The organism is Pseudomonas abietaniphila, from assembly GCF_900100795.1.
Taxonomy (GTDB): Bacteria; Pseudomonadota; Gammaproteobacteria; order Pseudomonadales; family Pseudomonadaceae; genus Aquipseudomonas; species Aquipseudomonas abietaniphila.
Genome location: NZ_FNCO01000002.1, coordinates 676804 through 701755 on the forward strand (window position 1 = coordinate 676804; position 24952 = coordinate 701755).

General features: G+C 61.0%; 21 protein-coding genes. 6 read left to right on the top strand and 15 right to left on the bottom strand.

Annotated elements, in window-relative coordinates; translation table 11 throughout:
- Positions 1-226: 226 nt before the first annotated feature.
- From BLS87_RS06480 to BLS87_RS06490, 3 genes are all read right to left on the bottom strand, one after another.
- The gene (locus tag BLS87_RS06480; RefSeq protein ID WP_083370616.1) at positions 227-1825 is read right to left on the bottom strand and encodes a hypothetical protein; all 1599 of its coding nucleotides are present in this window, start codon (positions 1823-1825) and stop codon (positions 227-229) included.
- Positions 1826-1953: 128 nt separating this feature from the next.
- Positions 1954-3855: a propionyl-CoA synthetase gene (locus BLS87_RS06485; RefSeq protein WP_074751200.1), complete on the bottom strand. Its 1902-nt coding sequence runs from the start codon at positions 3853-3855 to the stop codon at positions 1954-1956.
- A 107-nt stretch (positions 3856-3962) separates the two neighbouring features.
- The gene (locus BLS87_RS06490) at positions 3963-5096 is read right to left on the bottom strand and encodes an MFS transporter (RefSeq protein ID WP_143024324.1); all 1134 of its coding nucleotides are present in this window, start codon (positions 5094-5096) and stop codon (positions 3963-3965) included.
- Between the two features lie 178 nt (positions 5097-5274).
- Between BLS87_RS06490 and BLS87_RS06495 the strand changes: the two genes are divergently transcribed.
- Positions 5275-5823 (top strand): TetR/AcrR family transcriptional regulator, encoded by a 549-nt coding sequence (locus BLS87_RS06495; RefSeq protein WP_074751204.1) that lies wholly within the window; start codon positions 5275-5277, stop codon positions 5821-5823.
- A gap of 59 nt (positions 5824-5882) precedes the next feature.
- Entirely contained in the window at positions 5883-7169 is a 1287-nt protein-coding gene (locus tag BLS87_RS06500; protein WP_074751206.1) for a leucine-rich repeat-containing protein kinase family protein, read from the top strand.
- 148 nt (positions 7170-7317) lie between these two features.
- Here BLS87_RS06500 and BLS87_RS06505 read toward each other — a convergent pair whose 3' ends face one another.
- The gene (locus BLS87_RS06505) at positions 7318-8019 is read right to left on the bottom strand and encodes a YebC/PmpR family DNA-binding transcriptional regulator (RefSeq protein WP_074751208.1); all 702 of its coding nucleotides are present in this window, start codon (positions 8017-8019) and stop codon (positions 7318-7320) included.
- 86 nt (positions 8020-8105) lie between these two features.
- Here BLS87_RS06505 and BLS87_RS34135 point away from each other — a divergent pair, with 86 nt between their 5' ends.
- Positions 8106-8270 (top strand): hypothetical protein, encoded by a 165-nt coding sequence (locus BLS87_RS34135; protein WP_167362036.1) that lies wholly within the window; start codon positions 8106-8108, stop codon positions 8268-8270.
- Positions 8271-8367: 97 nt separating this feature from the next.
- Entirely contained in the window at positions 8368-10290 is a 1923-nt protein-coding gene (locus BLS87_RS06510; RefSeq protein ID WP_074751210.1) for a type VI secretion system Vgr family protein, read from the top strand.
- A gap of 41 nt (positions 10291-10331) precedes the next feature.
- Here the strand turns inward: BLS87_RS06510 and BLS87_RS06515 are convergent, their stop codons facing one another.
- The 4 genes from BLS87_RS06515 to BLS87_RS06530 form a co-directional block, all read right to left on the bottom strand.
- Positions 10332-11105 carry an enoyl-CoA hydratase gene (locus BLS87_RS06515; protein ID WP_074751212.1) on the bottom strand — a complete coding sequence of 258 codons (774 nt, stop codon included), beginning with the start codon at positions 11103-11105 and terminating at the stop codon, positions 10332-10334.
- A 92-nt stretch (positions 11106-11197) separates the two neighbouring features.
- Positions 11198-12379 (bottom strand): acetyl-CoA C-acyltransferase, encoded by a 1182-nt coding sequence (locus tag BLS87_RS06520; RefSeq protein WP_208605149.1) that lies wholly within the window; start codon positions 12377-12379, stop codon positions 11198-11200.
- Positions 12380-12421: 42 nt separating this feature from the next.
- Complete coding sequence (locus BLS87_RS06525) at positions 12422-13189, bottom strand: 3-hydroxyacyl-CoA dehydrogenase (protein WP_074751216.1); 768 nt, start codon at positions 13187-13189, stop codon at positions 12422-12424.
- Between the two features lie 134 nt (positions 13190-13323).
- Entirely contained in the window at positions 13324-14718 is a 1395-nt protein-coding gene (locus BLS87_RS06530) for a DHA2 family efflux MFS transporter permease subunit (RefSeq protein WP_074751218.1), read from the bottom strand.
- 243 nt (positions 14719-14961) lie between these two features.
- On the opposite strand from BLS87_RS06530, the gene BLS87_RS06535 reads away from it, so the two are divergent.
- Positions 14962-15825, top strand: a complete 864-nt coding sequence (locus tag BLS87_RS06535; RefSeq protein WP_074751220.1) for a shikimate dehydrogenase — start codon at positions 14962-14964, stop codon at positions 15823-15825.
- A 31-nt stretch (positions 15826-15856) separates the two neighbouring features.
- Here BLS87_RS06535 and BLS87_RS06540 read toward each other — a convergent pair whose 3' ends face one another.
- Both BLS87_RS06540 and quiC read right to left on the bottom strand, forming a co-directional pair.
- The gene (locus BLS87_RS06540; protein WP_074751222.1) at positions 15857-16528 is read right to left on the bottom strand and encodes a TetR/AcrR family transcriptional regulator; all 672 of its coding nucleotides are present in this window, start codon (positions 16526-16528) and stop codon (positions 15857-15859) included.
- 90 nt (positions 16529-16618) lie between these two features.
- Complete coding sequence (gene quiC / locus BLS87_RS06545) at positions 16619-18526, bottom strand: 3-dehydroshikimate dehydratase QuiC (RefSeq protein ID WP_074751224.1); 1908 nt, start codon at positions 18524-18526, stop codon at positions 16619-16621.
- Positions 18527-18829: 303 nt separating this feature from the next.
- Here quiC and BLS87_RS06550 point away from each other — a divergent pair, with 303 nt between their 5' ends.
- Positions 18830-20173, top strand: a complete 1344-nt coding sequence (locus BLS87_RS06550; protein WP_074751413.1) for an MFS transporter — start codon at positions 18830-18832, stop codon at positions 20171-20173.
- A 395-nt stretch (positions 20174-20568) separates the two neighbouring features.
- On the opposite strand, the gene BLS87_RS06555 is transcribed toward BLS87_RS06550, so the two are convergent.
- The 5 genes from BLS87_RS06555 to pcaH all read right to left on the bottom strand — a co-directional run bounded on the left by BLS87_RS06555 (position 20569) and on the right by pcaH (position 24862).
- The gene (locus BLS87_RS06555) at positions 20569-21456 is read right to left on the bottom strand and encodes a DMT family transporter (protein WP_074751226.1); all 888 of its coding nucleotides are present in this window, start codon (positions 21454-21456) and stop codon (positions 20569-20571) included.
- A gap of 249 nt (positions 21457-21705) precedes the next feature.
- A complete protein-coding gene (pcaC, locus tag BLS87_RS06560; protein WP_074751228.1) occupies positions 21706-22101 on the bottom strand; it encodes a 4-carboxymuconolactone decarboxylase in 396 nt (131 codons plus the stop codon).
- Between the two features lie 16 nt (positions 22102-22117).
- The gene (locus BLS87_RS06565; protein WP_074751230.1) at positions 22118-23482 is read right to left on the bottom strand and encodes a 3-carboxy-cis,cis-muconate cycloisomerase; all 1365 of its coding nucleotides are present in this window, start codon (positions 23480-23482) and stop codon (positions 22118-22120) included.
- Between the two features lie 45 nt (positions 23483-23527).
- Positions 23528-24130 (bottom strand): protocatechuate 3,4-dioxygenase subunit alpha, encoded by a 603-nt coding sequence (gene pcaG, locus BLS87_RS06570; RefSeq protein WP_074751232.1) that lies wholly within the window; start codon positions 24128-24130, stop codon positions 23528-23530.
- A 12-nt stretch (positions 24131-24142) separates the two neighbouring features.
- Positions 24143-24862: a protocatechuate 3,4-dioxygenase subunit beta gene (pcaH, locus tag BLS87_RS06575; protein ID WP_074751234.1), complete on the bottom strand. Its 720-nt coding sequence runs from the start codon at positions 24860-24862 to the stop codon at positions 24143-24145.
- Between the last annotated feature and the right edge of the window lie 90 nt (positions 24863-24952).

Here is a 24952-nt window from a genome sequence, read left to right on the forward strand (position 1 = left end):
TCAATGCTGAATGACACGCCGCGTTCGCTGCCCTCGCAACCTCGGACGTCTCTTACACCGACCGAGTCAATGCGCACATCGAGGGGCAGTTCAATCTGTAGGCGCGAGCTCGGTCTGGGCGGCATTCCGACGAATGCGGTGGGTCAGCGACATCGAAGTCGAATGACACTCCGCATTCGTTAGCAAGCTGACGCCCGCAGGATTCAGGCCAAGCCGGCCAAAACTGTCAGCTTCTCAGCCTGGCCGGATCGCTTTGCAGCAACACTTTGTCCTGAATGCTGGACAGCGTGTCTTTCAGCCAGGAAACGCCGCGGCCCAGCTTCGCTTGCTTGTCCTGCTGCAGTGCCTGATTCAGTGTGCCGAGCAAATTCTGCGTTTTGGAGGATTTGAGCGGTGTGGTTTTGTCCTCTTCCAGATGACCCAGCACGTATTTGGAAATGCGCGTGGACTGGCTCGCCGACTGGCTGATCGACGCGTTAACCAGTGCGCCCTTCTCATACCCGATGCTGGTCTTGCTGCTTGCCTGATCATTGACCTGGTAATACTGGTAATTCTGCGATTTCGGGTCAGTCGTCAGGTCCAGCTTCTGGCCTGCGTTCAAGGGCTTGTGGTAGCTGGCGACCAGGTGCGATTGCTGGTCCTGCACGAGGGTGCGGTTGAGCGGGTCGCGGCCTTTGGATTGTGTCGACTGCGACACGTCATACGCGAAAGAATCCAGTTCGCCCGGACGCGCCGGGTTGCCTTCCTTGCTTTTCTCGCTGACCGACGCACTGAAATCGGCAAGGCCGGTGAGCAGGCTGTGGTCGGTGTCAGTCAGTTTGATTGAATTGACGGTCTCGGGTGCCATCGCCGCGCGCGCCCCGGGATAGTGACTGTGTAGCGTTGTGAAGGCGTCCTCGAACAGTGACAGCAATTGCTGATCGCCGTCGCCGCGTTTGCGCGCCGCTTCGATCTGGTTCATGTAATTCTTGAGTGCCTTGGCCTGCTGATTGCTGTCGCCAAGGATCGCCGCGTTCTTGAGGTCGACGGACATGTTCAGATCGCCTGCCGCGCCGCTCATGCGCACCGAGCGCCCGTCGGCGTCGGCGTGCAGCTCCAGGGTCTGCGTGCTGTCATCATTGAGCTTCAGACGCGTGCTCAGGTCGACCGAAGCAAATACGTTGGAGTCGAACTGGGTCAGGGCGTCGAGTTTGAGTGTTGGCGGGTTCTGGGTCAGGCCGTCGATCGCAGATTGAAAACCGTCGGCCATCTTGCCAAGCGCCGCAAGTTCATCATTGCTGAGCTCACCACCGCTTACCTGCGCCTGCACCGCGAGCCCGTTGTCCTGACTGGTCAGGGTCAGCTGCACGGTTTTCCCACTGGCGGTTTTCAGCGTCAGGCTGATCGAGTTGTCCGCCGCGGTGCTGTGCAGTTTCGCCTGCGCCGCCGCCAATGCAGCGGGTTCGAGGGCCCGGCCGGTGGTCGATCGGATCACTGACTGGGAAATGCCCTGGTTGGTCTGCGCCAACTGATTCAGCAGCGATGCGCCCAAGCCCTGAAAACGACTGGCACTGGAGGAACTGCCGAAATTGCCCGTCATGTTCAGCGACACATTGTCCTGCTGCGTGTATTCCCAGACCGGCGCAATATCAGGGTCGGCAATCAGGCCGCGTGCGGTATAGGTCTGTGCATCGATAACACTCGCGTCTTGCCCCAGCGACACGACCGATGACGGGGAAGACGGGATGTTGATCGAGTCGGCTACGTTGCTGATGGCCTGTGTGCTGGTCACCGCTTTGGCAACCACCAGCGGCTGCGTGGCCGAAACCGAAGAAATCGCTGTCATGGCAGCTCCATGCTCAAGTGGGTCATAGTGTCCTACCACCTGTGTCGGCTGCCGCAATTGTAACTTTAGCGATACAAAGCAGAGCACCCTCACGGCGCCCTGCCCTTATGCCTCCTATCGACTTTTGTTCAGCTCAGCCTTTCAGCAATTTCAGCCAGAATCGAGGGATCATCAATGGTCGCCGGCATGCTGTAGGGCTCGGCATCGGCAATCTTGCGTAACACCGCGCGCAAGGTTTTGCCGGAGCGGGTCTTGGGCAGGCGTTTGACCACCACCACTCGATTGAAACAGGCCAATGCGCCGATGTGCTCACGAACGCGCGCGATCAATTCGCGCTGAACCTGTTCAGTGCCTTGCTGAACCCCGTCCTTGAGGACGACGAGTGCCAGTGGCACCTGTCCTTTGATCTCGTCATGCACACCAATGACCGCACTTTCCGCCACGGCCGGATGCTGGCCGACCAGGTCCTCCATTTCGCCGGTCGACAGTCGATGACCGGACACGTTAATCACGTCGTCCGTACGACCCATGATGTAAACGAAGCCCTCCTCGTCGACATAACCGCCGTCGCCGGTGTTGTAGTAGCCGGGAAAGGTCTGCAGATACGCCTGCAGGTAACGCCCGTGATCGCCCCACAAGGTCTGGCTGCACCCCGGCGGCAGCGGCAACGCGATCACAATCGAACCCTGCTCGCCGGGTTTGAGCAGATGCCCTTCTTCGTCCATGACATGGACCGCATAACCGGGAACGCCGCGATTACTTGAACCTGGCGCGGGATGATGACCCGCAAGCCCCAGGCACGGCGCGGTGACCGGCCAACCGGTCTCGGTCTGCCACCAGTGGTCAAGCACCGGTTTGCCGGTCAGGCGTTCCAGCCACTGGTGGGTACTGGAATCGAGTTTTTCGCCCGCCAGAAACAACTGCCGGATAGAGCTCAGGTCGCGGCCCTTCAGCAGCAGGCCTTCAGGGTCTTCCTTGCGAATCGCGCGGATGGCCGTCGGGGCGCAAAACAGCGCATTCACCCGGTATTGCTCGACGATACGCCAGTACGCCCCGGCGTCGGGTGTCCGAATCGGCTTGCCTTCATAGAACACCGTCGTGCACCCGGCCATCAGCGGGCCGTAGACGATGAGCGTGTGCCCCACCACCCAACCGACATCGGAAATACCCCACCACACATCGCCTGCCCGCATGCCATACACCTGATTCATGGTGTAAAGCATTGCCACGGCATGGCCACCGTTTTCTCGAACGATGCCCTTGGGTTTTCCGGTCGTGCCGGAGGTGTAGAGGATATAAAGCGGATCAAGGCTCGACACCGGGACCGGCTCGACCGCCTCAACACCTTGCAGCGCGACCTCCCAGTCCAGATCGCGCCCTTCGTGCAGCGACGCGACCGCCTGCGGCCGTTGCCAGACCAGCACCTGCTCGGGCTGGTGTTGAGCCAGCGCGAGGGCTTTGTCCACCAAGGGTTTGTAGGGAATGACCCGGTCGAACTCCAGGCCGCAAGACGCCGTCAGCAGCAGCCTTGGCTTCACGTCGTCGATCCGCAACGCCAGCTCGTGGGGCGCGAAGCCCCCGAAGACCACCGAATGCACCGCGCCGATCCGCGCGCAGGCCAGCATCGCCATGGCCGCTTGCGGGACCATCGGCATGTAAATGATCACGCCATCGCCCTTCCTGACATCCAACTGGCGCAGCAAGCCGGCGAGGCGAGCCACCTCGTCACGCAACTGATTGAAGGTGTAGATCGCCTGTTGGCCTGTGACGGGAGAATCGTAAATCAGCGCTCGTTGCTCGCCCCGTCCCCGTTCAATCTGGTAATCCAGCGCCAGATAACAGGTATTGAGCTGGCCATCGGCAAACCAGCGGTGGGTGCCGTCGGACAAGGTTTGAAGCGCGTTTTCCGGCGGGCGAAACCAGGCCACCTGTTGCGCCTGCTCCGCCCAATACTGCGCAGGTTCGGCGATGGAACGCCGATGATGTTCGGTGTAGTGCGCACTCGCGCAGCTGCCTTGACTGTCATTCATCCGTGGATCCCTGTGATTGTTCTTATGAGGGCTGACACACAGGAATGAAATTAGCAGAAGCGCGAAGGGTCGCCATCAGGGCCTACGCTCCCACGGGATAAAACACGTCAGGCCGCGTTGGCTTTACCCGCCCGCTGTACTAAAAGCCCCGCCAGCGCCAGCAATGCGAGCACCACCACCATCGAGCCGTATACATTCGTGGTGACGATCAGGCCCTCGGTTTTGACCGCAAGCCCCGCAATCAACGACGGCACGCAGAACGCCAGGTAACTGAGGGCGAGAAAGGCCGACATCAAACCTGCCCGCTCATGGGCGTGGGCCAACGGCAGCAACAAACGTAAGGCGCCGAGAAAACTCGCACCGAAGCCAATGCCCGCCACCACGGCACCGGTGAAAAACAGCCAGAGCCAGCCCAGGTTCACCGCGAGCAAAATGACCGACACGCCCACCGCCAGGAAGCTGCAACCCACCAGCAACGCCAGCTGAGGCGCTCTCAAGCGCAGGTTCAGAATTGAAACCGCACCGCTGATGGTCAATGCAGCCACCGCCAGCCCGCCGTTGATCACCGACGTTGATCCGGTGGCCGCCGCCAGCAGCGACGGCGCCAGTGACAGGAAAAACCCGCCCAGCGCCCACGCCGCGATGTCCGCCGGCAATACCAGCAGCAACGTCCCGCGCGCTCGCTGAGGCACAAACAACGTCGGCCTGAGCGTCTTGAGCACACCCGGCTGCGGCGTCACCGTTTCCCCGACACGCAGCAAATACACCGCCTGAGCCACGAATGCCGCGAGCAGCAGCGCGTACGCCAATAACAGCGGCATCGGCGCGAATTCGACCAGCACACTGGTTCCCAACGCTCCCAGCGCCATGCCAAATATTGGCGCGATACTGTTGATCAGGGGGCCTTGATTCTGGTTGGTGTCGAGCATGGCGGCACCCAGCGCACTGGTGGCGATACCGGTCGCGATGCCCTGTAGTATTCGCGCGGCGATCAGCCAGCCGACATCACCGGCGCCCATGAACAGCAGCATCGACACACTTTCCAGCAGCAACGCGACGAAGATCACCGGGCGACGCCCGAGGTAGTCCGACAGCGAGCCAAACACCAGCAGTGTGCCGAGCAAACTCAGGGCATACACGGCAAAAATCAGCGTCAGCAACGCGGAGGAAAACCCCCAGGCTTGCTGATACACGTGGTACAGCGGCGTCGGCGCGCTGGACGCGGCGAAAAAGCACAGCATCACAAAGGCGAGGTAACCCAAGTGTCCCTGCTTCCGACCATCGACTTGCGGGTTCTGCAAAGAATCAGACACGGGTACACTCTCCCCAAAAAGCACGCCACAAAAGCTACGAGTTAGCGTTAGTGAGTGTGCGAGCAGAATCCGCTTAAAGCAAATACTTTGTGTTAAGGTCCGCTCCATGGCTATCAAAGAAGGCATTCGCACCGGCGGCCGCAGTGCCCGGGTGCAGACATCGATTCACGCAGCGGTTCGCGACCTGCTGCAAGAACAGGAACGCTCTGCGCTGAGCGTGCCGATGATCGCAGCACGCGCCGGTGTCACACCCTCGACCATCTACCGTCGCTGGGGCGACCTCACGTCCCTGCTGGCTGACGCTGCGGTGGAGCGTTTGCGCCCGGATGAGCCCGTAGACTGCGGCAACCTGCGTGACGATCTGCGCACGTGGGTCGAGGTCTATCTGGAGGAAACCAACTCGGCCCCCGGTCGCGAGATGATGCGCGACGTGGTCGCCAGCAGCGCGACGCTATGCTCCGGCAAATGCCTGAACATCGTGCGCGATCAGTTGCAGATCATCATTGATCGTGCGCAGGCTCGCGGCGAACGTAGCCCCGATGCGGACGAACTGATCGACGCGGTCGTCGCACCGATGGTCTATCGCATCCTCTACGCCGAATCAGCGCCGACCCTTGCACGCATGCATCAATTGCTGGATCGCTGTCTGGGATAAGCATCCCGCGCGGCAAATCGTTATGATGGCGGGCCCTCGGTCATTGGTGTCTTACCTCCATGCACACTCTTGCAGACCTGCGCGCCGGCAAGCTGGCGGGCATCAAGCGGCTGGACCTCAGCTGCGGCCTCACTGAATTTCCCGATGACATTTTCAGCCTCAGCAATTCGCTTGAGGTGCTGAACCTCTCCGGCAACCAGTTGAGCGAGCTGCCAGCGGACCTGTACCGACTCAAGCACCTGAAAATCCTGTTCTGCTCCGACAACCTCTTCACCCGGTTGCCCGAAGCACTGGGTCAGTGCCAGCAGTTGTTCTTCGTGGGTTTCAAAGCCTGTCGCATTCGCGACGTGGCGCCACGTTCGTTGCCCCCTCACCTGCGTTCGCTGGTGCTGACCGGCAACTGCATCGAGTCGTTGCCCGAGGAACTGGGCCAGCATCCGCACCTGCAAAAGCTGATGCTGGCCGGCAATCGCCTGCAAAGCCTGCCTGCCTCGCTGGCGGCGTGCCAGCGCCTGGAACTGGTGCGTCTGGCCGCCAACGACCTTCACCAGCTGCCCGCGTGGCTGCTGCAGATGCCCAAACTGGCATGGCTGGCCTTTTCCGGAAATCCACTGAGCGACATCCATGTCGAGGAACCGATCCGCCCGATTCCATGGCACCAGTTGACGCTGCATCACGTGCTGGGCGAAGGCGCATCGGGGGTGATCCAGCAGGCTGAATGGCGCGATGAAGACGGGACCGTCCACGATGTCGCGGTCAAACTGTACAAAGGCGACTTGACCAGCGATGGCTCGCCGCTGAAAGAAATGGCGGCCTGTATCGCGGCAGGCCAGCACCCCAACCTGATTCCCGTGCTGGGGCAGATCTGCGGTCATCCGCAGCAGGCACACGGGCTGGTAATGAAGCTGATCTCCCCGCGTTTCAGCACCCTCGCCCGCCCGCCGAGCCTTGAATCCTGCACCCGCGACGTCTACAACGGAACGCGACTGGCCTTGAATACCCTGACGCGCATGGCGGCTGGCATCGCCTCTGCGTGCCGCCACTTGCACGCCCGCGGGATCAACCACGGCGACCTGTACGCGCATAACATCCTCTGGGACGAAGACGGCAACAGTTTGCTGGGCGACTTTGGCGCTGCCGCGTTTTATCCGGACGAACGGACCGGCGATCGGCTCGAACGCATCGAAGTTCAGGCCTTCGGGATATTACTCGGGGAGTTATTGGCACGTTGCGATGCGGGGGCTGAACACACCGCCGAATTGAGCGCACTGCAAATGCGTTGTGTACAGACCGAGCTGAGCCTTCGCCCTGATTTTGCAGAAATCGAGCGATGCCTTCAGGCCTGAGGATTCATCCGGGTGTGAGTCAGCCCTCATTCAAGCCTGCGGGAGCGGAGCCGTTCGCGATACAGCATTTCAAACGACACGAGATATCGCCTGAAATACCCTCTCGCGAATGAATTCGCTCACACACGCGTCAGAGGCAAATCGATAATTAACCCGCCAACCCGACGTACACGTTCTGCACGTCGTCATGGCTGTCGATCGCTTCCAGGAACGCTTCGACTTCTGCCATTTGCTCGTCGCTCAGGCCTTCCACCGGGTTTTTCGGGCGATAGCCGATCTTCGCCGACTCGACGGTGAAACCGTATTCCGGAAGCTTCTTGCACACGGCGTCCAGGTCGGTCGGCTCGGTGTAGAACAGGGTGACGCCTTCATCGCCGGCCTCGACGTCCTGCGCATCCGCCTCGATGGCGGCCTCTTCAGGGTCGGCCTTGCCATCGCCCGCGGCCTCAATCATGCCCAGATGATCGAAGTCCCAGGTGATCGAACCTGCAGCGCCCATCTGGCCTTTGCGAAAAAGTACACGGATCTCGGCGACGGTGCGGTTGACGTTGTCGGTCAGGCATTCGACGATCACCGGCACCTTGTGCGGTGCGAAACCTTCGTACGTCACCTTCTCGAAATGCACGTGTTCACCGGTCAGACCGGCGCCTTTCTTGATCGCGCGCTCAAGGGTTTCACGGGGCATCGAGGCTTTTTTCGCCTGCTCGACGACCAGGCGCAACCGGGCGTTCATCTCGGGATCAGCGCCGGAACGCGCGGCAATCATGATTTCCTTGGACAGCTTGCCGAAAATACGCCCTTTGGCGTTGGCTGCTGCTTCTTTGTGTTTGACCTTCCACTGTGCGCCCATGATTGCTCTCTTGTTCCGATGGCGATTGACCGTCGCGGTCAGCCCGGCATGGCACGCCGGACCGATAACGGTCAATGCTGAAAAGGGTGACCGATGATGACACGCCGATGCAGGAGCATGGCGACCGGCGCATTTTATACGCGATGGCGACAGATGAAACCCCCGGCGTGCTGCTGTCGATCAAACCAGGGTCAATAAGTTTCAGAGAAAACACCACTACATTCCTCAGGATATTCAAGCGCGGCGTGTAGTCCGCTTCCGAAAATTTGGAAGCCGCCCTGCAGTCACCCTATTGTTCTGCCTGTTTTCGTACCCTCTGCACCTCGAATTTTCAAGGTGACACAGCCGATGCGCGAAGACCCGCACGTGACAATGACCCTGGCCATCGCCAATGGCCCGAGCAATCTGCAGGTCATCGGCGTCAACGGTCGGGACCGGTTGAATGGCCCTTTCTGCTTTGATGTCGACGTGGTCAGCCCTGATCCCGGACTCGACTGCACCGCCCTCCTGCAGAACGACGCCTGGTTGCAACTCGGCCTGATCGCGGGTAATTCCCACGGTGTACACGGGCAGATTCACACGGCTCACCCTCTTTATCGGGGCCAGGCCCTCAGCCTGTATCGCCTGCGCTTGATGCCCGCCATCCAGCGGCTTGAACGCGCAGTCCGTCGCCGGACGTTCAACGGTTTGACCGTGCCGCAGATCATTGCCCGCATACTGGGGAGCCATGGTCTAGGGGACGACCACAGCCGTTTCGATCACCTGCTTGGCGTCTACCCCACCCGCGAGCACTGCGTGCAATACGACGAGAGCGACCTGCACCTCCTGCGCAGGCTCTGCGAGGAAGAAGGCATCAGCTTTCGCTTCGAGCACCACCCGCAGGGGCATAACGTTGTGTTTTCCGATGACCCGGCCGGCTTCCCCGAGTGGCCACGGGCAGTCGAGATCGATGACCTGGCCGAGCAACTGTCCGTGCGCACGTGTTACAGCAGCCAGGCTGGCGAGCTTTACGTCCCTCAAACCTTTCCCGGCGCTGGCGGCCCCATCCAGGCCGACAACCAACCCCTGTGGATGCCCTTCGAGTCAGCCGTATTCCACGGGCAAATCCAGCAGCTCAGTGGCCGCCAACTGGAGCGTGTGCGCTGTGAGCGGCGGGAAATCATGGGGAGCAGTCGTCACCCGTGGTTGCGCAGCGGCGGTGTCATGAGAGTCGATGGGCAGGCAGAAGCCATGCTCAACGACCAATGGTTGATCACGGACGTGCAGCATTCAGGCAAACAGCTGGCCCCTCTGCAGCATTGCCCGACCGGCAACGTCATCCAGATCCTTCATGCCGTCGCCGCCGCGCAGTCTTGCGCCCCCATCAGCGCAGCCCGGATGCGTGAGACAGCCCTGGAGCAGCCGGCGCTCGCCCGGTATTTCAACGCGTTTCAGGTAATTCCCTGGGCCATGCCGTTTCGCCCCTCGCTGGAGCATGACAAACCCTGCCTGATGGGCGCACACCCTGCCACGCAGACCATGGACGGTGCCGACAGGATGGGTCGCGTCAAGGTTCGCTATGACTGGCAACCCAGTGACGTAAAACAGGGCGGCGAGGACAGCTGGGCGCGCATCACCCACGACCTCGGGCTTCTTGCGGCGGGTACGCGGCTGAACGTCATGTTTTTCGACGGCGACCCGGATCAGCCCGTGGTGTGCAGCACCCTCGCCGCTGCCTCACCCGAAACGCAGTTGACCCGAACGCTGCTGTTGGACGGCATCGGCTGTGACAGGCCCGATTCGGTCGTTCAGCTGCGTGCCGATCAACACCTACGGGTTAGCAGTCAAACCTCGCTCATCCTGCGAAGCTCGCACGCGACACTCAGCCTCTCCGAAGCCGGTATCCACCTTGTGCCCCTTGCCGCGACCGATGTCTCGCCCCCGTCCACGTCCGAGGAGCAGATTGAAGTGACCCACGATCTGCGACTGGTGGAGCCCGCCGACCCGATGCGTCCGTTGCCGCACTGTCAGTGGTACATCGTGCGAATGCCGACGCCGGATCTGGCGCACCTGGCACGCATTGCCCCCGAAGACATCCTCTTCGAAGGCACCACCGACCTGAACGGCTGGCTGGGCTTGAGTCCGACCGAGTTCTCGCGCCTGCTGGACCTCTATGGTCAGGCGGACACACCGCTGTGTCTGGTTCATCCAGGGCATTGCCGAACGCTGCGCAGTTGCTTTCATCTAACGCCCACTGCGCAGACGAGCGACGCGGCGCAGGGTCACTCGTAGGGCGTTGCTGGGTCCGTGCTCAGCCGAGAGCCGTTTGACCGTCAGCGATGCTTGAACGTCGGCTCACGTTTTTCAATGAACGCCGCCATGCCTTCCTTCTGATCCTCGCTGGCAAAGGCGGCGTGGAACACCCGCCGCTCGAAGCGAATGCCTTCGGCCAGACTGACTTCAAAGGCGCGGTTTACGCTTTCCTTGACCATCATCGCCACCGGCAATGACTTGGCGGCGATGGTCTGGGCGGCCTTCAATGCCTCTTCGAGCAGTTGCGCTTGCGGCACGATGCGCGCCACCAGCCCTGCACGTTCGGCTTCAACGGCGTCGATCAAACGCCCCGTGAGGCACATCTCCATGGCTTTCGCTTTGCCGACCGCGCGGGTCAGCCGCTGAGTACCGCCCATGCCCGGCAGGACGCCCAACTTGATTTCAGGCTGACCAAACCGAGCATTGTCGGCCGCCAGGATGAAGTCGCACATCAATGCCAGCTCACAGCCCCCACCCAGCGCAAAACCCGCAACGGCCGCGATGATCGGCTTGCGTCGATTGGCCACGCGGTCACTGTCACTGAACAGGTCGTCGAGGTAAATCTGCGGGTATTTGAGCTCGGCCATTTCCTTGATATCAGCGCCCGCCGCGAATGCCTTGGCAGAACCTGTGAGGACAATGCAGCCGATATCCCGGTTGCTCTCCAGCTCGTCCAGCGCATGGTTAAGTTCGCTGATCAACGTTGAATTCAGGGCATTCAACGCCTCAGGGCGGTTAAGCGTGATGAGCGCGACCCGACCTTGAATCTCTTTGAGGATAGCTGTGTAACTCATTGTTATTAATCCACTTTATTATTTTTTCGGGAGCTCGAATCAACCTCATCGAACTTTAAGTATCTTCTACAGGCTATTGATAAATAACGGTTTTATACGATTTCAACCGCCATCGCCGTGGCCTCTCCACCGCCGATGCAAATCGCGGCAACACCGCGCTGCAATCCCCGCTGTTTCAATGCATTAAGCAGCGTCACGAGGATCCTCGCGCCCGAAGCACCGATGGGGTGACCCAATGCACAGGCGCCGCCATTAACGTTGACCTTTTCGTGGGGCAACTCAAGTTTGCTCATGGTGACCAACGCCACCACGGCGAAGGCTTCGTTGATCTCGAACAGATCGACCTCCCCCAATGACCATCCGGTTTTGCTCATGAGCGCTTCAATGGCCCCGATCGGCGCCGTCGGAAACAGTCCCGGCTGGTTCGCGTAACCGGAATGCCCACGGATCACCGCCAACGGCTTCAAGCCCCGGCGCGTGGCTTCAGACTGGCGCATCAGGGTCAACGCCGCTGCGCCATCGGAAATCGAACTGGAGTTGGCGGCAGTGACGGTGCCGCCTTCGCGGAAGGCCGGTTTCAGTTCAGGAATCTTGTCGAGTCGTGCCTTGGGCGGCTGCTCGTCCTGGCTGATGGTCTTCTGCTCTTTGCCGACCGTGACCTGGACGGGAACGATCTCCGCCTCAAAGCGGCCCTGCTTCATGGCGTCCTGAGCGCGCGTCAACGACGCGACGGCAAACGCATCCTGCGCCTGGCGGCTGAACCCTTCGAACGACGCGCACGCTTCGGCGAAGGTGCCCATCAGCCGTCCACGCTCATAGGCGTCTTCGAGGCCGTCGAAAAACATGTGATCGATAATCTGGCCGTGGCCCATGCGGTAGCCGCTTCGGGCTTTGTCCAACAGATACGGCGCGTTGGACATGCTTTCCATGCCGCCTGCGACCACCACGTCGGCGCTGCCCGCGAGCAACAGGTCATGGGCCATGATTGCGGCCTGCATCCCGGACCCGCACATCTTGTTCAGTGTCGTACACAGCGTTCCGTTGCCCAGGCCCGCGCCCAATGCCGCTTGCCTGGCCGGTGCCTGTCCCAGCCCTGCGGGCAACACGCAACCGAAGAGCACCTGCTCGACGTCCGCTGCGCCGATCCCGGCCCGCTCGACCGCCGCGCGGATCGCGGCCGAACCCAGCTGCGGCGCAGTGCGGCTCTTCAAATCACCCTGGAAACCGCCCATGGGCGTACGAACGGCACTGACGATGACCACCGGGTCTTCGATCAGCGTCTGGCGTTTGTTCAGTGACATGGGATATCTCCTCGATTAGCGCGCCGCCATACGCAGGGCGCCGTCAAGACGGATCACCTCGCCATTGAGCATGCTGTTTTCGATGATGTGACGGGCGAGCGCAGCGTATTCATCCGGCCGACCCAGTCGTGGCGGGAATGGAACACCGGCCGACAGGCTTTCACGCACTTGTGGGGTCATGCCCGCCATCATCGGGGTTTCAAAAATACCGGGCGCGATGGTCATGACCCGGATGCCAAACCTCGCCAGTTCCCGCGCGGCGGGCAGTGTCAGGCTGGCGATGGCGCCTTTGGAGGCCGCGTACGCGGCCTGGCCGATCTGCCCGTCGTAGGCCGCCACCGACGCCGTATTGATGATGACGCCGCGTTCTGCCCCCTCGTCAGGAGTGCCTTCGGCAATGGCTGCCGCCGTGAGGCGCAAGAGATTGAAGCTACCGATGAGGTTGACGTTGATGACACGGCTGAAACTGTCGAGACCGTGAGGGCCTTCCTTGCCGAGGATTTTTTCCGCACCGACAATGCCGGCGCAATTGATCAGGCCGTTGACCTGACCGAATTCAGCCATGGCGTTATCGACCGCCGCTTTGGCGGCGCTTTCCTGAGTAATGTCGGTGACACTGGCGCGCGCATTGGCACCCAGTTTCTGGATCTGGCTGTCGAGCGCCTGGGCGTTGATGTCGACCAGCATGACCCTGGCGCCTGCGTCGATCAGCATCTGTGCCGAGGCCGCGCCCAAGCCGGATGCGCCGCCGCTGACCAGAAATACCTTGCCTTCGATCTGCATGATGGTGTCTTCCCTACACTGTTTTTATTTTGGTTTTTAGCCGGAGCAGGGAAATACTCCGCTCTGTCGCCCCGATGGGCAATAGTCAAAGCGCGCAACGGCGGTGGTGCTTTTAGACAGTCGTCCGTGCCGCGCTATGCCTTGCGCTGCAGTACCGCAGCGCCGGACTGTGCCGACAAACGCCGGTTGTCCAGCAATGCCAACAGCGCAATTATCGCCACCCCGATAAAGGTCAGTTGGAAATCCGGCGTGTGCGCCTGCCCTTCGTTCCCGTGCAGGTACATCGCGCCGCGCAGCAACAGTGCGGCAATCGCGACGCCCAAGCCCATGCTCAGCTGAAAGAACATGCTGAACATCGTCGAGGCGTCGCTCATCTGTGCTTTGGGCACGTCGGCAAACCCCAAGGTGTTGAACGCGGTGAACTGCATGGACCGCGACAGCCCGCCCACGAACAGGATCAGCAGGATCAACGGCCAACCCATGTGTTCATCGAGCAGCGCGCAGGCAGCGATGGCCAACACGCCGATCACGCCGTTGATCATCAGCACAGGCCGGAATCCCCAACGCTGCATGATCGCCGTGGTAAACGGCTTCATCGCCAGGTTACCCGCGAACACGCCCAACACCAGCAGGCCGGAATCAAAGGCCGACAAGCCAAACCCGAGCTGAAACATCAGGGGCAGCAGAAACGGCAACGTGCTGATGGCGATGCGGAACAGCGAGCCGCCGAACAGGCTGACGCTGAACGTGCGGATGCCGATCACCGAGACGTTCATCAGCGGTTGTTCGCGCTTGCGCATATGGGCCCACGCTAAAGCGCCGCTGGTGAGCCCCAACGCGGTCACGAGCAGTCCCGGCCATTGGCTGGAACGTCCTTGGCCGAGCATTTCCATACCGTACAGCAAGGCCGTACAGGCGACGCCCAACAACACAAAACCACCGACATCGAAGGTGCGCTGGCTGACCTCGTTGCGCCGGGGAATCAGCACCCACGTGGCGATCAAGGCAAGCACGCCCAGCGGCAGGTTCAGGTAAAAGATCCATGGCCAGGACGCATGGGTCACGATGAAACCGCCCAGCGGCGGACCCAGCACGGGCGCCACCAGACCCGGCCAGGTAATGAGTGAAATGACCCGCACCAGGTCCTTCTTTTCGGTCGCGCGCATTACCGCGAGGCGTCCAACTGGCACCATCATGGCGCCACTGATGCCCTGCAACACGCGCGCCGCGACGAAGCTTTCCAGACCGGTGCTGATGCCGCACAGCAGCGACGACACCGTAAACAACACGATCGCACCACCAAACACCCGTCGGGACCCGAAGCGGTCGGCCAGCCACCCACTGATCGGGATGAATGCGGCAATGGCGAGCATGTAGGCGCTCATGCCGATATTGAGGTCCACCGCCGCTACGCCAAAGGTCCTGGCCATTTCCGGCAACGCGGTGGCGATGACGGTGGCGTCGAGGTTTTCCATGAAAAACGTGACCGCCACCAGCAGAGCGATCAGCGTCGATTGGCGTTGAGACATCAATACGGTCCTCGAATAGCGAAGGCAGGCGGCACCTTAGAGTATCTGCTTCGCCGGCTTTCGCGCAGACCGAAATGACCTTAGATCGACATCACCTCAGACCGTCACGAATCGGTATTGGGCGATTATCGAACGCATTGCTGTGCATGGGACTGTTCAGCACTTCTGCAAAAGTAACTATCTGGTACATTTCGCGTACGCACGCGTCTTCTGACGCACAGCCAATAACAAGAGCGGACTGTCATGACCCCGAACGCTAAACACCCTTCCATCCTCGCAGGCCTCATCGGGGCTGGTATCCAGGCGTCGCGCACGCCGTCGCTGCACGAATGCGAAGGCGATGCGCAAGGCATGCGTTATCTGTACCGGCTTATCGATCTGGACGCACTCGGACTGGACATCACGGCCTTGCCCGAACTGTTGACCGGGGCTCAGCGCAGCGGGTTCACCGGGCTCAACATCACGTTCCCGTGCAAGCAGGCGGTCATACCGTTGCTCGACGCCTTGTCGGACGAAGCGCGCTGCATCGGCGCGGTGAACACCGTGGTGTTCCGCGACGGCCAGCGGATCGGCCACAACACAGACTGCTCAGGATTTGCCGAGGGGTTTCGGCGCGGGTTAGGTGACGTCGAACGGGACTGCGTCGTGCAAATGGGCGCGGGTGGCGCCGGGGCAGCCGTTGCTCATGCACTGTTGAGTGAAGGCGTCCGGCAATTGCGCCTCTTCGATGTGGACCCCGAACGCGCTCAAAGCCTGGTCGATAACCTCACCGCGCATTTTGGTGCCGGGCGCGCACGCGTCGGGCATGACCTGCCCAGCGCCATGGCGCAGGCCGATGGCCTGGTCAACACGACCCCCGTCGGCATGGCCAAGCTGCCGGGCACGCCACTGCCGCTGCAATGGCTGCGCGCAGAACAATGGGTCGCGGAGATCATCTATTTCCCGCTGGAAACCGAGCTGCTGGCTTACGCTCGACGCCTGGGTTGCCGCACGCTGGACGGAAGCGCCATGGCCGTGTTTCAGGCGGTCAAGGCGTTCGAGTTGTTCACCGGCCAGACCGCCGACGTAGGTCGCATGCAAACGGCTTTTCGCTCGCTTGACGCCTGACCCCGCCGCAGCGTCGCGCCCCGACACCTGCTTACGGCATCAGATAACGCGTCACCGAGTCACTGATCATCGCTTTGTGTCGCGCCTTGACGTCCTGATCTTCCAGCTCGATCTGGAAGATCTCCGAAAACGTATGGCGGTTGGACACCCGATAGAAACAGAACGAACTGATCAGCATGTGCAGGTCCACCGCCTGCACGCCTTTGCGGAAAACCCCTTCCTGCTCGCCCCGACGCAGCGTTTCATCCAGCGCCTGCAACACGTGCTGGCTCAACGCACGAATCGTCGATGACTGCTTGACGTTGTCGCCATTGTGAATGTTCTCGATGCACACGATGCGCACGAAGTCGACGTTACGATCATGGTGATCGAAGGTGAATTCCACCAGACGCTGGATCGCCGCCATGGGCTCCAGCACGTCGAGCTCCAGGCTGCTCTCGGTAAGACGGATGTCGCCGTACAGTTTCTCCAATACTTCGGTGTACAGCTGTTCCTTGCTGTTGAAGTAGTAGTAGATCATGCGTTTTGAGGTTTGCGTCCGTTCGGCGATGGCATCAACCCGAGCGCCCGAAAGTCCTTGGGCCACAAACTCGGCGACGGCCGCCTGAAGGATGCCGTCGCGGGTTTTTTCCGGATTGTTTTTGCGGCTCTTGCGTGGGGCCTCTACGGGCGCTTCGGCAAGGATGTCGTCGACAGTTTTCATGCTTGGCTCACGACCACGGTGGAATCGCGCGATTATGAGCCGCACCGCCGCGTTACGGAAGTGGCATATGCCAGCATGCCATCCGAACCCTCACAACCGCGCCTGCCGTGCGCTGCTGCTGCGCGACTTGGCCATGGCCGCCAACCGCACGGCCACGTTGGCTGCGCCGTAACCGACATAGCCGTTTTTGCGTTGCAGGATTTCGAAGAAAAACCGGTCGTCGAACGCCTCGGTGTAGACGTGGAACAGCTCGCCACCGTTGGCATCCCGGTCATAGAGGACGTTGTAGTAGGCCAGTTCGCTCAGGAACTCGTCGTCGAAATCGAAACGGGCCGCCAGATCGTCGTAATAGTTGAGCGGAATGTCCAGCAACTGCACGCCCGCCTCTTTGGCCCGCGCAACCTGCGCAAAGATGTCGTCGCAGGCGAAAGCAATGTGATGCACGCCAGAGCCTCGGTAGCTGGACAGCGCGTGAGAAATCGCGGTGTTGCGATTCTCCGAAATGTTCAACGGCAAGCGCACGCTGCTGCAACGGCTGCGCAACGCGCGGCTCTTCACCAGACCGTACGGGTCAGGCAGCACCACTTCGTCGTCGGCTTCGAAATCCAGCAGGGTTTTATAGAACAGCACCCAGCTGTCGAGGCTGTCGGCGGGCAACGCCATCGCCATGTGATCGATGCGTTGCAGACCGCCTTCGCCCGCTGCCTGGGCGTCGATATTGAAGTCACTGTCGTAGATCGACTGCCCGGCTGCGGCAGGTTCCACCAGATAGATCAGACTGCCGTCCGGTGCGCGCACCGCCGGGATTTCCCGCTCGTTAGGCCCGACCAGACCACGATACGGCTGGCCTTTATACTGCCGCGCGCGTTCGAGCGCCCCATGCCCGTTCTCGACCCGCAAGGCCGTGGCGCACAACGACGGACCATGGGATTCGAAGAAACTGTGCGCGAACGAATAGGGTTCGGCATTCAACACGATCTTGATATCGCCCTGCCCCAGCAAGCTCACCGCTTTGGACCGATGCTGGCCAAGCCTGGCAAAACCGAGCTTTTCCAACCAAACGGCAAGGCGCGCGCCCTGCGCGTCGTCAACGGCGAATTCGAGAAACTCGACACCGTCATACCGGCCAGCCTCAGGCGGACTGAACAACAATTGCGGCGCAACCGGTCGAGCCTCCCGGTCCAGCAACTCACGGGTTTTCTCTTCCAGATACAACAGCGAACGCAGGCCGTCGGCAGCGTTGGCGCGCGGCGGCGCAGCGCGAAAACCGTCGTTGAAAATCTCCAGCGACAGCGGGCCGGTGTAACCACTTTTCAAAATCGGCGCAAGGAACCCCGGCAAGTCGAATTCACCTTGCCCCGGGAAACAGCGGAAGTGGCGACTCCACTCCAGCACGTCCATCGCCAGCACAGGCGCGTCAGCCATCTGCACAAAGAAGATTTTGTCGCCGGGAATCTCGGCGATACCCGCCGGATCGCCCTTGAGCGAGAGCGTATGAAAGCTGTCGAGCAATACGCCGAGGGCGGGATGATCGACCTGACGCACCAGATTCCACACCTGTTGCCAGGTGTTGACGTGACGCCCCCAAGCCAGGGCCTCGTAACCGATTCGCAGGTCGCGGGCGCCAGCGCGATCGGCCAGCAGCGCCAGGTCGTCCAGCAGCATGCGCTCATCGCCCAGCGAATCACTGGCGGTGTTACTGCACACCAGCACCAGGTCGGTGCCGAGCTCTTGCATCAGGTCGAATTTGCGCTCTGCCCGGTCGACGTTACGTTGCAGGCGGTCGCGGCGGCAGCCTTCAAAGTCGCGAAACGGTTGAAACAGCGTGATCGCAATGCCCAGATCAGCGCACATCTGGCGCACGTTGCGCGGGCTGCCGTCGTAGTACAGAAGGTCGTTTTCGAATATCTCAACACCGTCGAAACCCGCGGCGGCAATGGCTTCGAGCTTTTCTGGCAGGGTTCCGCTCAAAGAAACGGTGGCAATCGAGCGCTGCATGTTCTGACTCCTCGGTTATTTCACCTGACGGTCAGTTCTCCAGCCGGTGTTCAGGTGTTAAACCGATTATTCTCCCGGTATCCTGTTACGGCAATTTAAATGTACGGACTGGTTAGTTTTGTGTTCGATAATCGCCCAAAAGAGCCCTCAGTCAATTGACGCTCCTGCCCATGCGCTCCACCATCATCTCCACATTGTCGGACAAGGTTCAGCTTCAACCGATGCCGCGTCACTGCTCTGCCTTGCATCGGCTCAGCGTCACCCAGACAAAACCATAACAATTCCAAGACAGGTTAAATGCTCATGCGCTCATACCCTGCTTCCCCTGCGCCGGTCGCAGCCACACCCGTGCATCCTCATGCCGGGATCGGAGAAAAGATCCGCGGCGCGCTCGCGATTGGCAAAACACGCTGGGGCATGCTGGCCCTGGTCTTCTTCGCAACGACCCTGAATTACATCGACCGCGCGGCGCTCGGGGTCATGCAACCGATCCTGGCCAAACAGATGAGCTGGACGGCGATGGATTACGCCAACATCAACTTCTGGTTCCAGGTCGGTTACGCGATTGGCTTTTTGCTTCAAGGACGGTTCATCGACCGGGTGGGCGTCAAGCGAGCGTTCTTTCTTGCGGTATTGCTCTGGAGCTTCGCGACCGGCGCCCATGGCCTTGCCACTTCCGCTGCGGGCTTCATGGTGTGTCGCTTCATTCTCGGCATGACGGAAGCCGCCAACTACCCGGCGTGCGTCAAGACCACCCGGTTGTGGTTCCCGGCCGGCGAACGCGCGGTCGCCACCGGCATCTTCAATGCCGGCACCAATGTCGGGGCAATGGTCACTCCCGCCCTGTTGCCCCTGATCCTCACCGTGTGGGGCTGGCAGGTGGCGTTTATCTGCATGGGCGCACTGGGGTTGACCTGGGTCGTGATCTGGCGCTTGAAGTACTTCAACCCTGAAGACCACCCCACCGTTCGCCAAAGCGAACTGGATTACATCTGCCAAGGCAGTGAAGCTGAACCCGTTCCCGCCAAAGTGCCTTTCTCGCAGATTCTGAAAATGCGCGGCACCTGGGCGTTCGCGCTGGCCTATGCGCTGACAGCACCGGTGTTCTGGTTTTACCTGTACTGGCTGCCGCCGTTCCTGAATCAGCAATACAACCTGGGCATCAACGTCACCCAGATGGGCATTCCGCTGATCCTCATCTGGCTGACGGCCGACTTCGGCAGCATCGGTGGCGGCATCCTGTCATCGTGGTTGATCGGCCGTGGCATGCGCCCGACGACGTCGCGCCTGCTGTCGATGCTGGTGTTCGCACTGACGATCATCAGTGTGGTGTTCGCTGCCAACGCCAGCGGGTTGTGGGTGGCGGTTCTGGCCATCGCGCTGGCGGTCGGCGCGCATCAGGCCTGGACCGCGAACATCTGGAGCCTGGTGATGGACTACACGCCGAAACACATGATGAGCACGGTGTTTGGCTTTGGCGGCATGTGCGCGGCAATTGGCGGGATGTTCATGACCCAGATCGTCGGCGCCGTGCTGACGGCCACGCACAACAACTACAACGTGCTGTTCACGATGATCCCGGCGATGTATTTCATTGCGCTGGTGTGGATGTACTTCATGGCGCCTCGCACGGTTGAGAACGCGTAGGTTTGGCCTAACGGCCAACTGTTCCGCCTTCGGCGGGTTACTTAAAGACACCAGGTAACCAAGTGTTTTGCTCCTGGTTTGGCCCTCCTGCGTCGGGTTCATTCACTTCGGCGACGCTCCGTGGGCCGAGCGGCATGGATGCCGCGAGAGCGCTGCCAGGACATGGATGTCCGTTCAGCGCGGGCCCAAGGAGCGTCGCCGGAGTGAAGGTACGACGACGAAGGAGTCGCCAAACCAGGAGCACACCCTTGGTTACTTGGGGATGGTGCGGCAACCCGACTTTTCCAAGTAACCCGCCGATGAACGGAACAGTTTGGCCGTTAGGCCGAACCCAAACGTCGGCGCCGACACCTTCTAACGGCCATACGCCCTAACGCAGTGCCCCACCAAAAAAGCTACCCGCCCTTCTTACGCTGCTGCCACGCTGCCGCCAACCCACTCAGACAGATGATCGCGATCCCCGCCTGGGCGGTCAGTGACGGCGCATGGTTGAACACGATAAAGCCCCACAACCCGGCAAACACGATCTGGCAATACCCGAACGGCGCCAGCAAAGCAGGCGCCGCGAAGCGGAACGCCTGGGTCAGCATCAGGTGCGCAACCATCCCGCACGTGCCCAATGCCAGCATGAACGGAATGTGCTTCCACTCCGGCGACTGCCAGAAGAACGGCACGATGGCGCTCATCAACAGGCTGTTGAACAACCCGGCGAAGAAGTTACTGGTGGTCGGGCTGTCATGCGCCGCCACCAGCCGCGTAAGCAACTGGTAGCAGGCAAAGCACAACGCAGACCCCAGCGGCAGCAGCACGGCAGGCGTAAACAATTCCCCGCCGGGGTGCACGATCACCATGACCCCGCTGAAGCCCACCAGCACCGCAATCCACTGTCCGCGGCTGACCTGCTCCTTGAGCAACGGTACCGACAACGCCGTGACCAGCAGCGGCGCAAGAAAGTTGACCGCGGTCGCTTCAGCGATCGGGATGAACATTAACCCACTGGTGAACAACAAACTGGTTCCCAGCAAACAGGCCGCGCGCAGCGCCTGTAAGCCGGGACGCTTGGTGCGCAAGACCCGCAGGCCCGAGGACGGCATGAAGATGCAGGCCATCAGCGCGGTGTGCACCACATAACGCACCCAGACCACCATCATGATCGGGTAAATGCCGGAAAGATATTTGGACAAGGTGTCGTGACTGGAAAACAGGAAAGTCGCCAGGAGAATCAGTGCGATGCCCTTGAGCGGCTGGTTGACGCCGGAGAGCGGCGTGCTGGTGGTACTCATCAGCTTTCCTTTGGCCTTGCGTGAATGCGTGGTCGCGCCGTTGCTGTTCAGAGCATCGGGGTAGACGAGGAAAGAATATAGAAGGCGTCGTCAGATAACCAAACATTCATGAACATTCAGTTGTTTTTTTGAATACGTAGTCGCGTCTGATCCTACGGTGGACGTCAGATGCGTTGAAGGGAAAAACAGCATGACGAATCCGGCGGGCGCCGGACTCGTTTCTCAAAGGCATTTGAGACGCTTCGCAGCTCAGTCCTGCAACGACTCAACGCCCAACTCGCTCCACACCTCTTCCGCCAGGTGAAACGACGCGTTGGCGGCGGGGATGCCGCAGTAGATCGCGCTCTGCATCAGCACTTCCTTGATCTCGTCGCGTGTCACGCCGTTGTTTCTCGCGGCACGCAGGTGCAGGCGCAGTTCGCCTTCGCGGTTCATGCCGATAAGCATGGCGATGGTGATCAGGCTGCGGGTGTGGCGCGGCAAACCCGGCCGGGTCCAGATGTCGCCCCAGGCGTGGCGGGTGATCATTTCCTGAAACTCGCCGTTGAAGGGCGTGAGTTTTTCCAGGCTGCGGTCGACATGCGCGTCGCCCAGCACGGCGCGACGGACGTTCATGCCCGCCTCGTAACGTTGTTTTTCGTCCATTTTGCTCTCGTCGGATTTAACGAAGATTGAAGGCCTGATGCTCAGCCACCGCGCGTTTGACCCAGCGCTTCGATTGCCCCAGGGATTGCGCGGGATTCATCAGATTGTCCAGTGCCTGTGCCGACAGCTGCGCTGTGACCTCAGGTTCGTCGCCCAAGACTGCCCGCAGGTGCCTGCCCTGCTCGACAGCGCGGCGGCAGCAGTGCTCGATCAGATGGTGGGCTGCGTCGCGACCGATCCGCTGTGCGAGCGCAATGCTCACCGCTTCGGCCAGCACCAGCCCGTGGGTCAGGTTCAGGTTCTGGCGCATGCGCCCGGCGTCGACTTCAAGGCCGGGAATCACCGCCAGTGCCTGCTGCAACGACCCCGACACCAGGCAGCACAGCTCCGGCAGGGTTTCCCATTCCGCATGCCACAAGCCCAGGCTGCGTTCGTGCTCCTGTGGCATGGCGCTGAACATGGTGGCGACCAGACCCGGCGCCCGGGTGGCGGCGCCGATCATCACGGCGGCCCCGACCGGATTGCGCTTGTGCGGCATGGTCGATGAACCGCCCTTGCCCGCCGCTGCGGGCTCGAACACCTCACCGGCTTCAGTCTGCATCATCAAGCTGATGTCTCGACCGATCTTGCCCAGCCCTCCGGCCACCAGGCCCAGCCAACTGGCGAACTCCACCAGTCGGTCGCGCTGGGTGTGCCACGGCTGGTCCGGCAGGTTCAGTTTCAACTCCCGCGCCAGCGCTTCGGCAATCGGAAACGCCATTTCACCCAGCGCCGCCAGGCTGCCCGACGCGCCACCGAACTGCAGGCACAGCAGACGAGGCTTGAGTTCCCTGAGCCGTTGCCGATGCCGAGTGATTGCGCCCAGCCACCCGGCGATTTTCGCGCCGAGGGTAATCGGAGTCGCCTGCTGCAACCAGGTGCGGCCCGGCATGGGCACACCGGCATGCCGCTGAGCCTGCTGCGCCAGCGCATCGGCCAGATGCTCCAGGTCCCTGTCCAACAGGGTGATCGCGCTGCGCAGTTGCACCACCAGCCCACTGTCCATGGCGTCCTGGCTGGTCGCGCCCATATGGACGTATCGCTCGGCTTTCTCGTTGCGCGAGGCGATCTGTCGACCGAGGGCCTTGACCAAGGGGATCGCCGAATTGCCGGCATTGCCAATGGCAACCGCCAGCGCATCGAAGTCGTAAAGCGACGCGTCGCATGCCGCGACGATGTCGTTCACCACCTCGGCCGGGATCGCGCCGATGGAAGCCTCGGCACGCGCCAAGGCGGCTTCGAAATCCAGCATGCCCTGCACGCGTCCTCGGTCAGAGAACACCTCCCGCATGCCCTCTTGAGTGAAATAGTGGTCGAAAAGTTGATTGCCGGGTCTGTTCAACGTACTGCTCCTGACGGATCGTCCATACCGCTGATGTCACCGCGATCAGAAATCGAAGAACACGGTTTCGTCTTCGCCCTGTACGCGGATGTCAAAACGATAGGCTAACTGGCCGTCGACGCTGCACCGTTTGGCGATCAATGTCTGGCGCCGCTGCGGTTGCTCGATCAGATTGAGCACCGGATCCGCTGCGTTACTCGGGGCTTCGTCATCAAAGTACAGACGCGTCTGCAGATGGATGTTGATGCCCCTGGCGAACAGGGAAACGTTGACGTGGGGCGCCATCGGTACGCCTGCAGCGTTCAGGACAACGCCAGGTTTAACGGTCTTGACCTGCCATTCACCCTCATCGGTGGTGGCTGTGCGGCCAAAGCTGTTGAACGTTTTGCTCAGGTCGTAATCGCTGTGGTAACGCCCCTCGGCATCGGCCTGCCACAGTTCCAGAAACGAGTCCCGAATCAGGTGGCCATTGCCGTCGTAGACGTGCCCCAGCAACACAATGTGCTCGCCGGTCGCGCCCGGACGGGCCATTTCGTTCCAGATTTCCTGTTCCCGTGCCGGGTTGCCTGCGGCTTCGAGTGCCAGACCGATGTGCACGTAGGGCCCTGCAGTCTGTGATGGGGTTTCCGGCAATATTTGAACGGGCATGGGCAACCCTCCTCAGACGTTTTCGAAGTGTGTCTTGCGCTGACCGCGCAGGACGATATCAAAGCGGTAGGCCAGGCAATCCATCGGATTGGCCATGCTCATGTCGAGTTTGGCAATCAGGCTCTGCACCGCGTCCGCATTGGCGATGGACTTGACGATCGGACACATCCCGATCAGCGGGTCGCCTTCGAAATACAGTTGCGTAATCAGCCGGGTCGAGATCGATGGACCGCTGACGGACACATGGATGTGCGCGGGGCGCCAATCGTTCGGGCCGTTACGCCATGGGTACGGGCCGGGCTTCACGGTGCGAAAGCTGTAGTTGCCCTCGCGGTCGGTCAGGCAGCGACCTACGCCACCGAAATTGGGGTCCAGCGGCGCCAGATACGCGTCTTTTTTGTGCCGATAACGGCCGCCGGCATTGGCTTGCCACATTTCCACCAGCGTGTGAGGCACTGGCTTGCCGTACTGATCGACGACCCGGCCAGCCACGATGATGCGTTCACCGATCGGTAAACCACCGTTGTTGAAATTCAACAACAGGTCCGCGTCATGACGGCCGAATTGCAGGTGGGAGAAATCGGGGCCGCTGGTTTCGGAAATCGATTGCGGAATACTGACCAGAGCCTGGCGTGGCGAACGCAGGATCGAGGTCTTGTAATCAGGGGTCAGGGCTTTCGGGTGCCAATTACGGTCGCGGATGGCGAAGCGGCTGTCGAGTGCGTCGGACATGCCAGTCTCCTGTTTCTAGTTATTGGAGGTCTGCGCCTGCTCGTGCCCACCGGTAAACGGTGCGGCCATGCAGGCGATGACGCAGTGTCC

Coding starts and splice junctions, on each gene's coding strand:
- BLS87_RS06480 (WP_083370616.1), bottom strand. CDS start 1,825: ATGACAGCGATTTCTTCGGTTTCGGCCACGCAGCCGCTGGTGGTTGCC.
- BLS87_RS06485 (WP_074751200.1), bottom strand. CDS start 3,855: ATGAATGACAGTCAAGGCAGCTGCGCGAGTGCGCACTACACCGAACAT.
- BLS87_RS06490 (WP_143024324.1), bottom strand. CDS start 5,096: ATGCTGTGCTTTTTCGCCGCGTCCAGCGCGCCGACGCCGCTGTACCAC.
- BLS87_RS06495 (WP_074751204.1), top strand. CDS start 5,275: ATGGCTATCAAAGAAGGCATTCGCACCGGCGGCCGCAGTGCCCGGGTG.
- BLS87_RS06500 (WP_074751206.1), top strand. CDS start 5,883: ATGCACACTCTTGCAGACCTGCGCGCCGGCAAGCTGGCGGGCATCAAG.
- BLS87_RS06505 (WP_074751208.1), bottom strand. CDS start 8,019: ATGGGCGCACAGTGGAAGGTCAAACACAAAGAAGCAGCAGCCAACGCC.
- BLS87_RS06510 (WP_074751210.1), top strand. CDS start 8,368: ATGCGCGAAGACCCGCACGTGACAATGACCCTGGCCATCGCCAATGGC.
- BLS87_RS06515 (WP_074751212.1), bottom strand. CDS start 11,105: ATGAGTTACACAGCTATCCTCAAAGAGATTCAAGGTCGGGTCGCGCTC.
- BLS87_RS06525 (WP_074751216.1), bottom strand. CDS start 13,189: ATGCAGATCGAAGGCAAGGTATTTCTGGTCAGCGGCGGCGCATCCGGC.
- BLS87_RS06530 (WP_074751218.1), bottom strand. CDS start 14,718: ATGTCTCAACGCCAATCGACGCTGATCGCTCTGCTGGTGGCGGTCACG.
- BLS87_RS06535 (WP_074751220.1), top strand. CDS start 14,962: ATGACCCCGAACGCTAAACACCCTTCCATCCTCGCAGGCCTCATCGGG.
- BLS87_RS06540 (WP_074751222.1), bottom strand. CDS start 16,528: ATGAAAACTGTCGACGACATCCTTGCCGAAGCGCCCGTAGAGGCCCCA.
- quiC (WP_074751224.1), bottom strand. CDS start 18,526: ATGCAGCGCTCGATTGCCACCGTTTCTTTGAGCGGAACCCTGCCAGAA.
- BLS87_RS06550 (WP_074751413.1), top strand. CDS start 18,830: ATGCGCTCATACCCTGCTTCCCCTGCGCCGGTCGCAGCCACACCCGTG.
- BLS87_RS06555 (WP_074751226.1), bottom strand. CDS start 21,456: ATGAGTACCACCAGCACGCCGCTCTCCGGCGTCAACCAGCCGCTCAAG.
- pcaC (WP_074751228.1), bottom strand. CDS start 22,101: ATGGACGAAAAACAACGTTACGAGGCGGGCATGAACGTCCGTCGCGCC.
- pcaG (WP_074751232.1), bottom strand. CDS start 24,130: ATGCCCGTTCAAATATTGCCGGAAACCCCATCACAGACTGCAGGGCCC.
- pcaH (WP_074751234.1), bottom strand. CDS start 24,862: ATGTCCGACGCACTCGACAGCCGCTTCGCCATCCGCGACCGTAATTGG.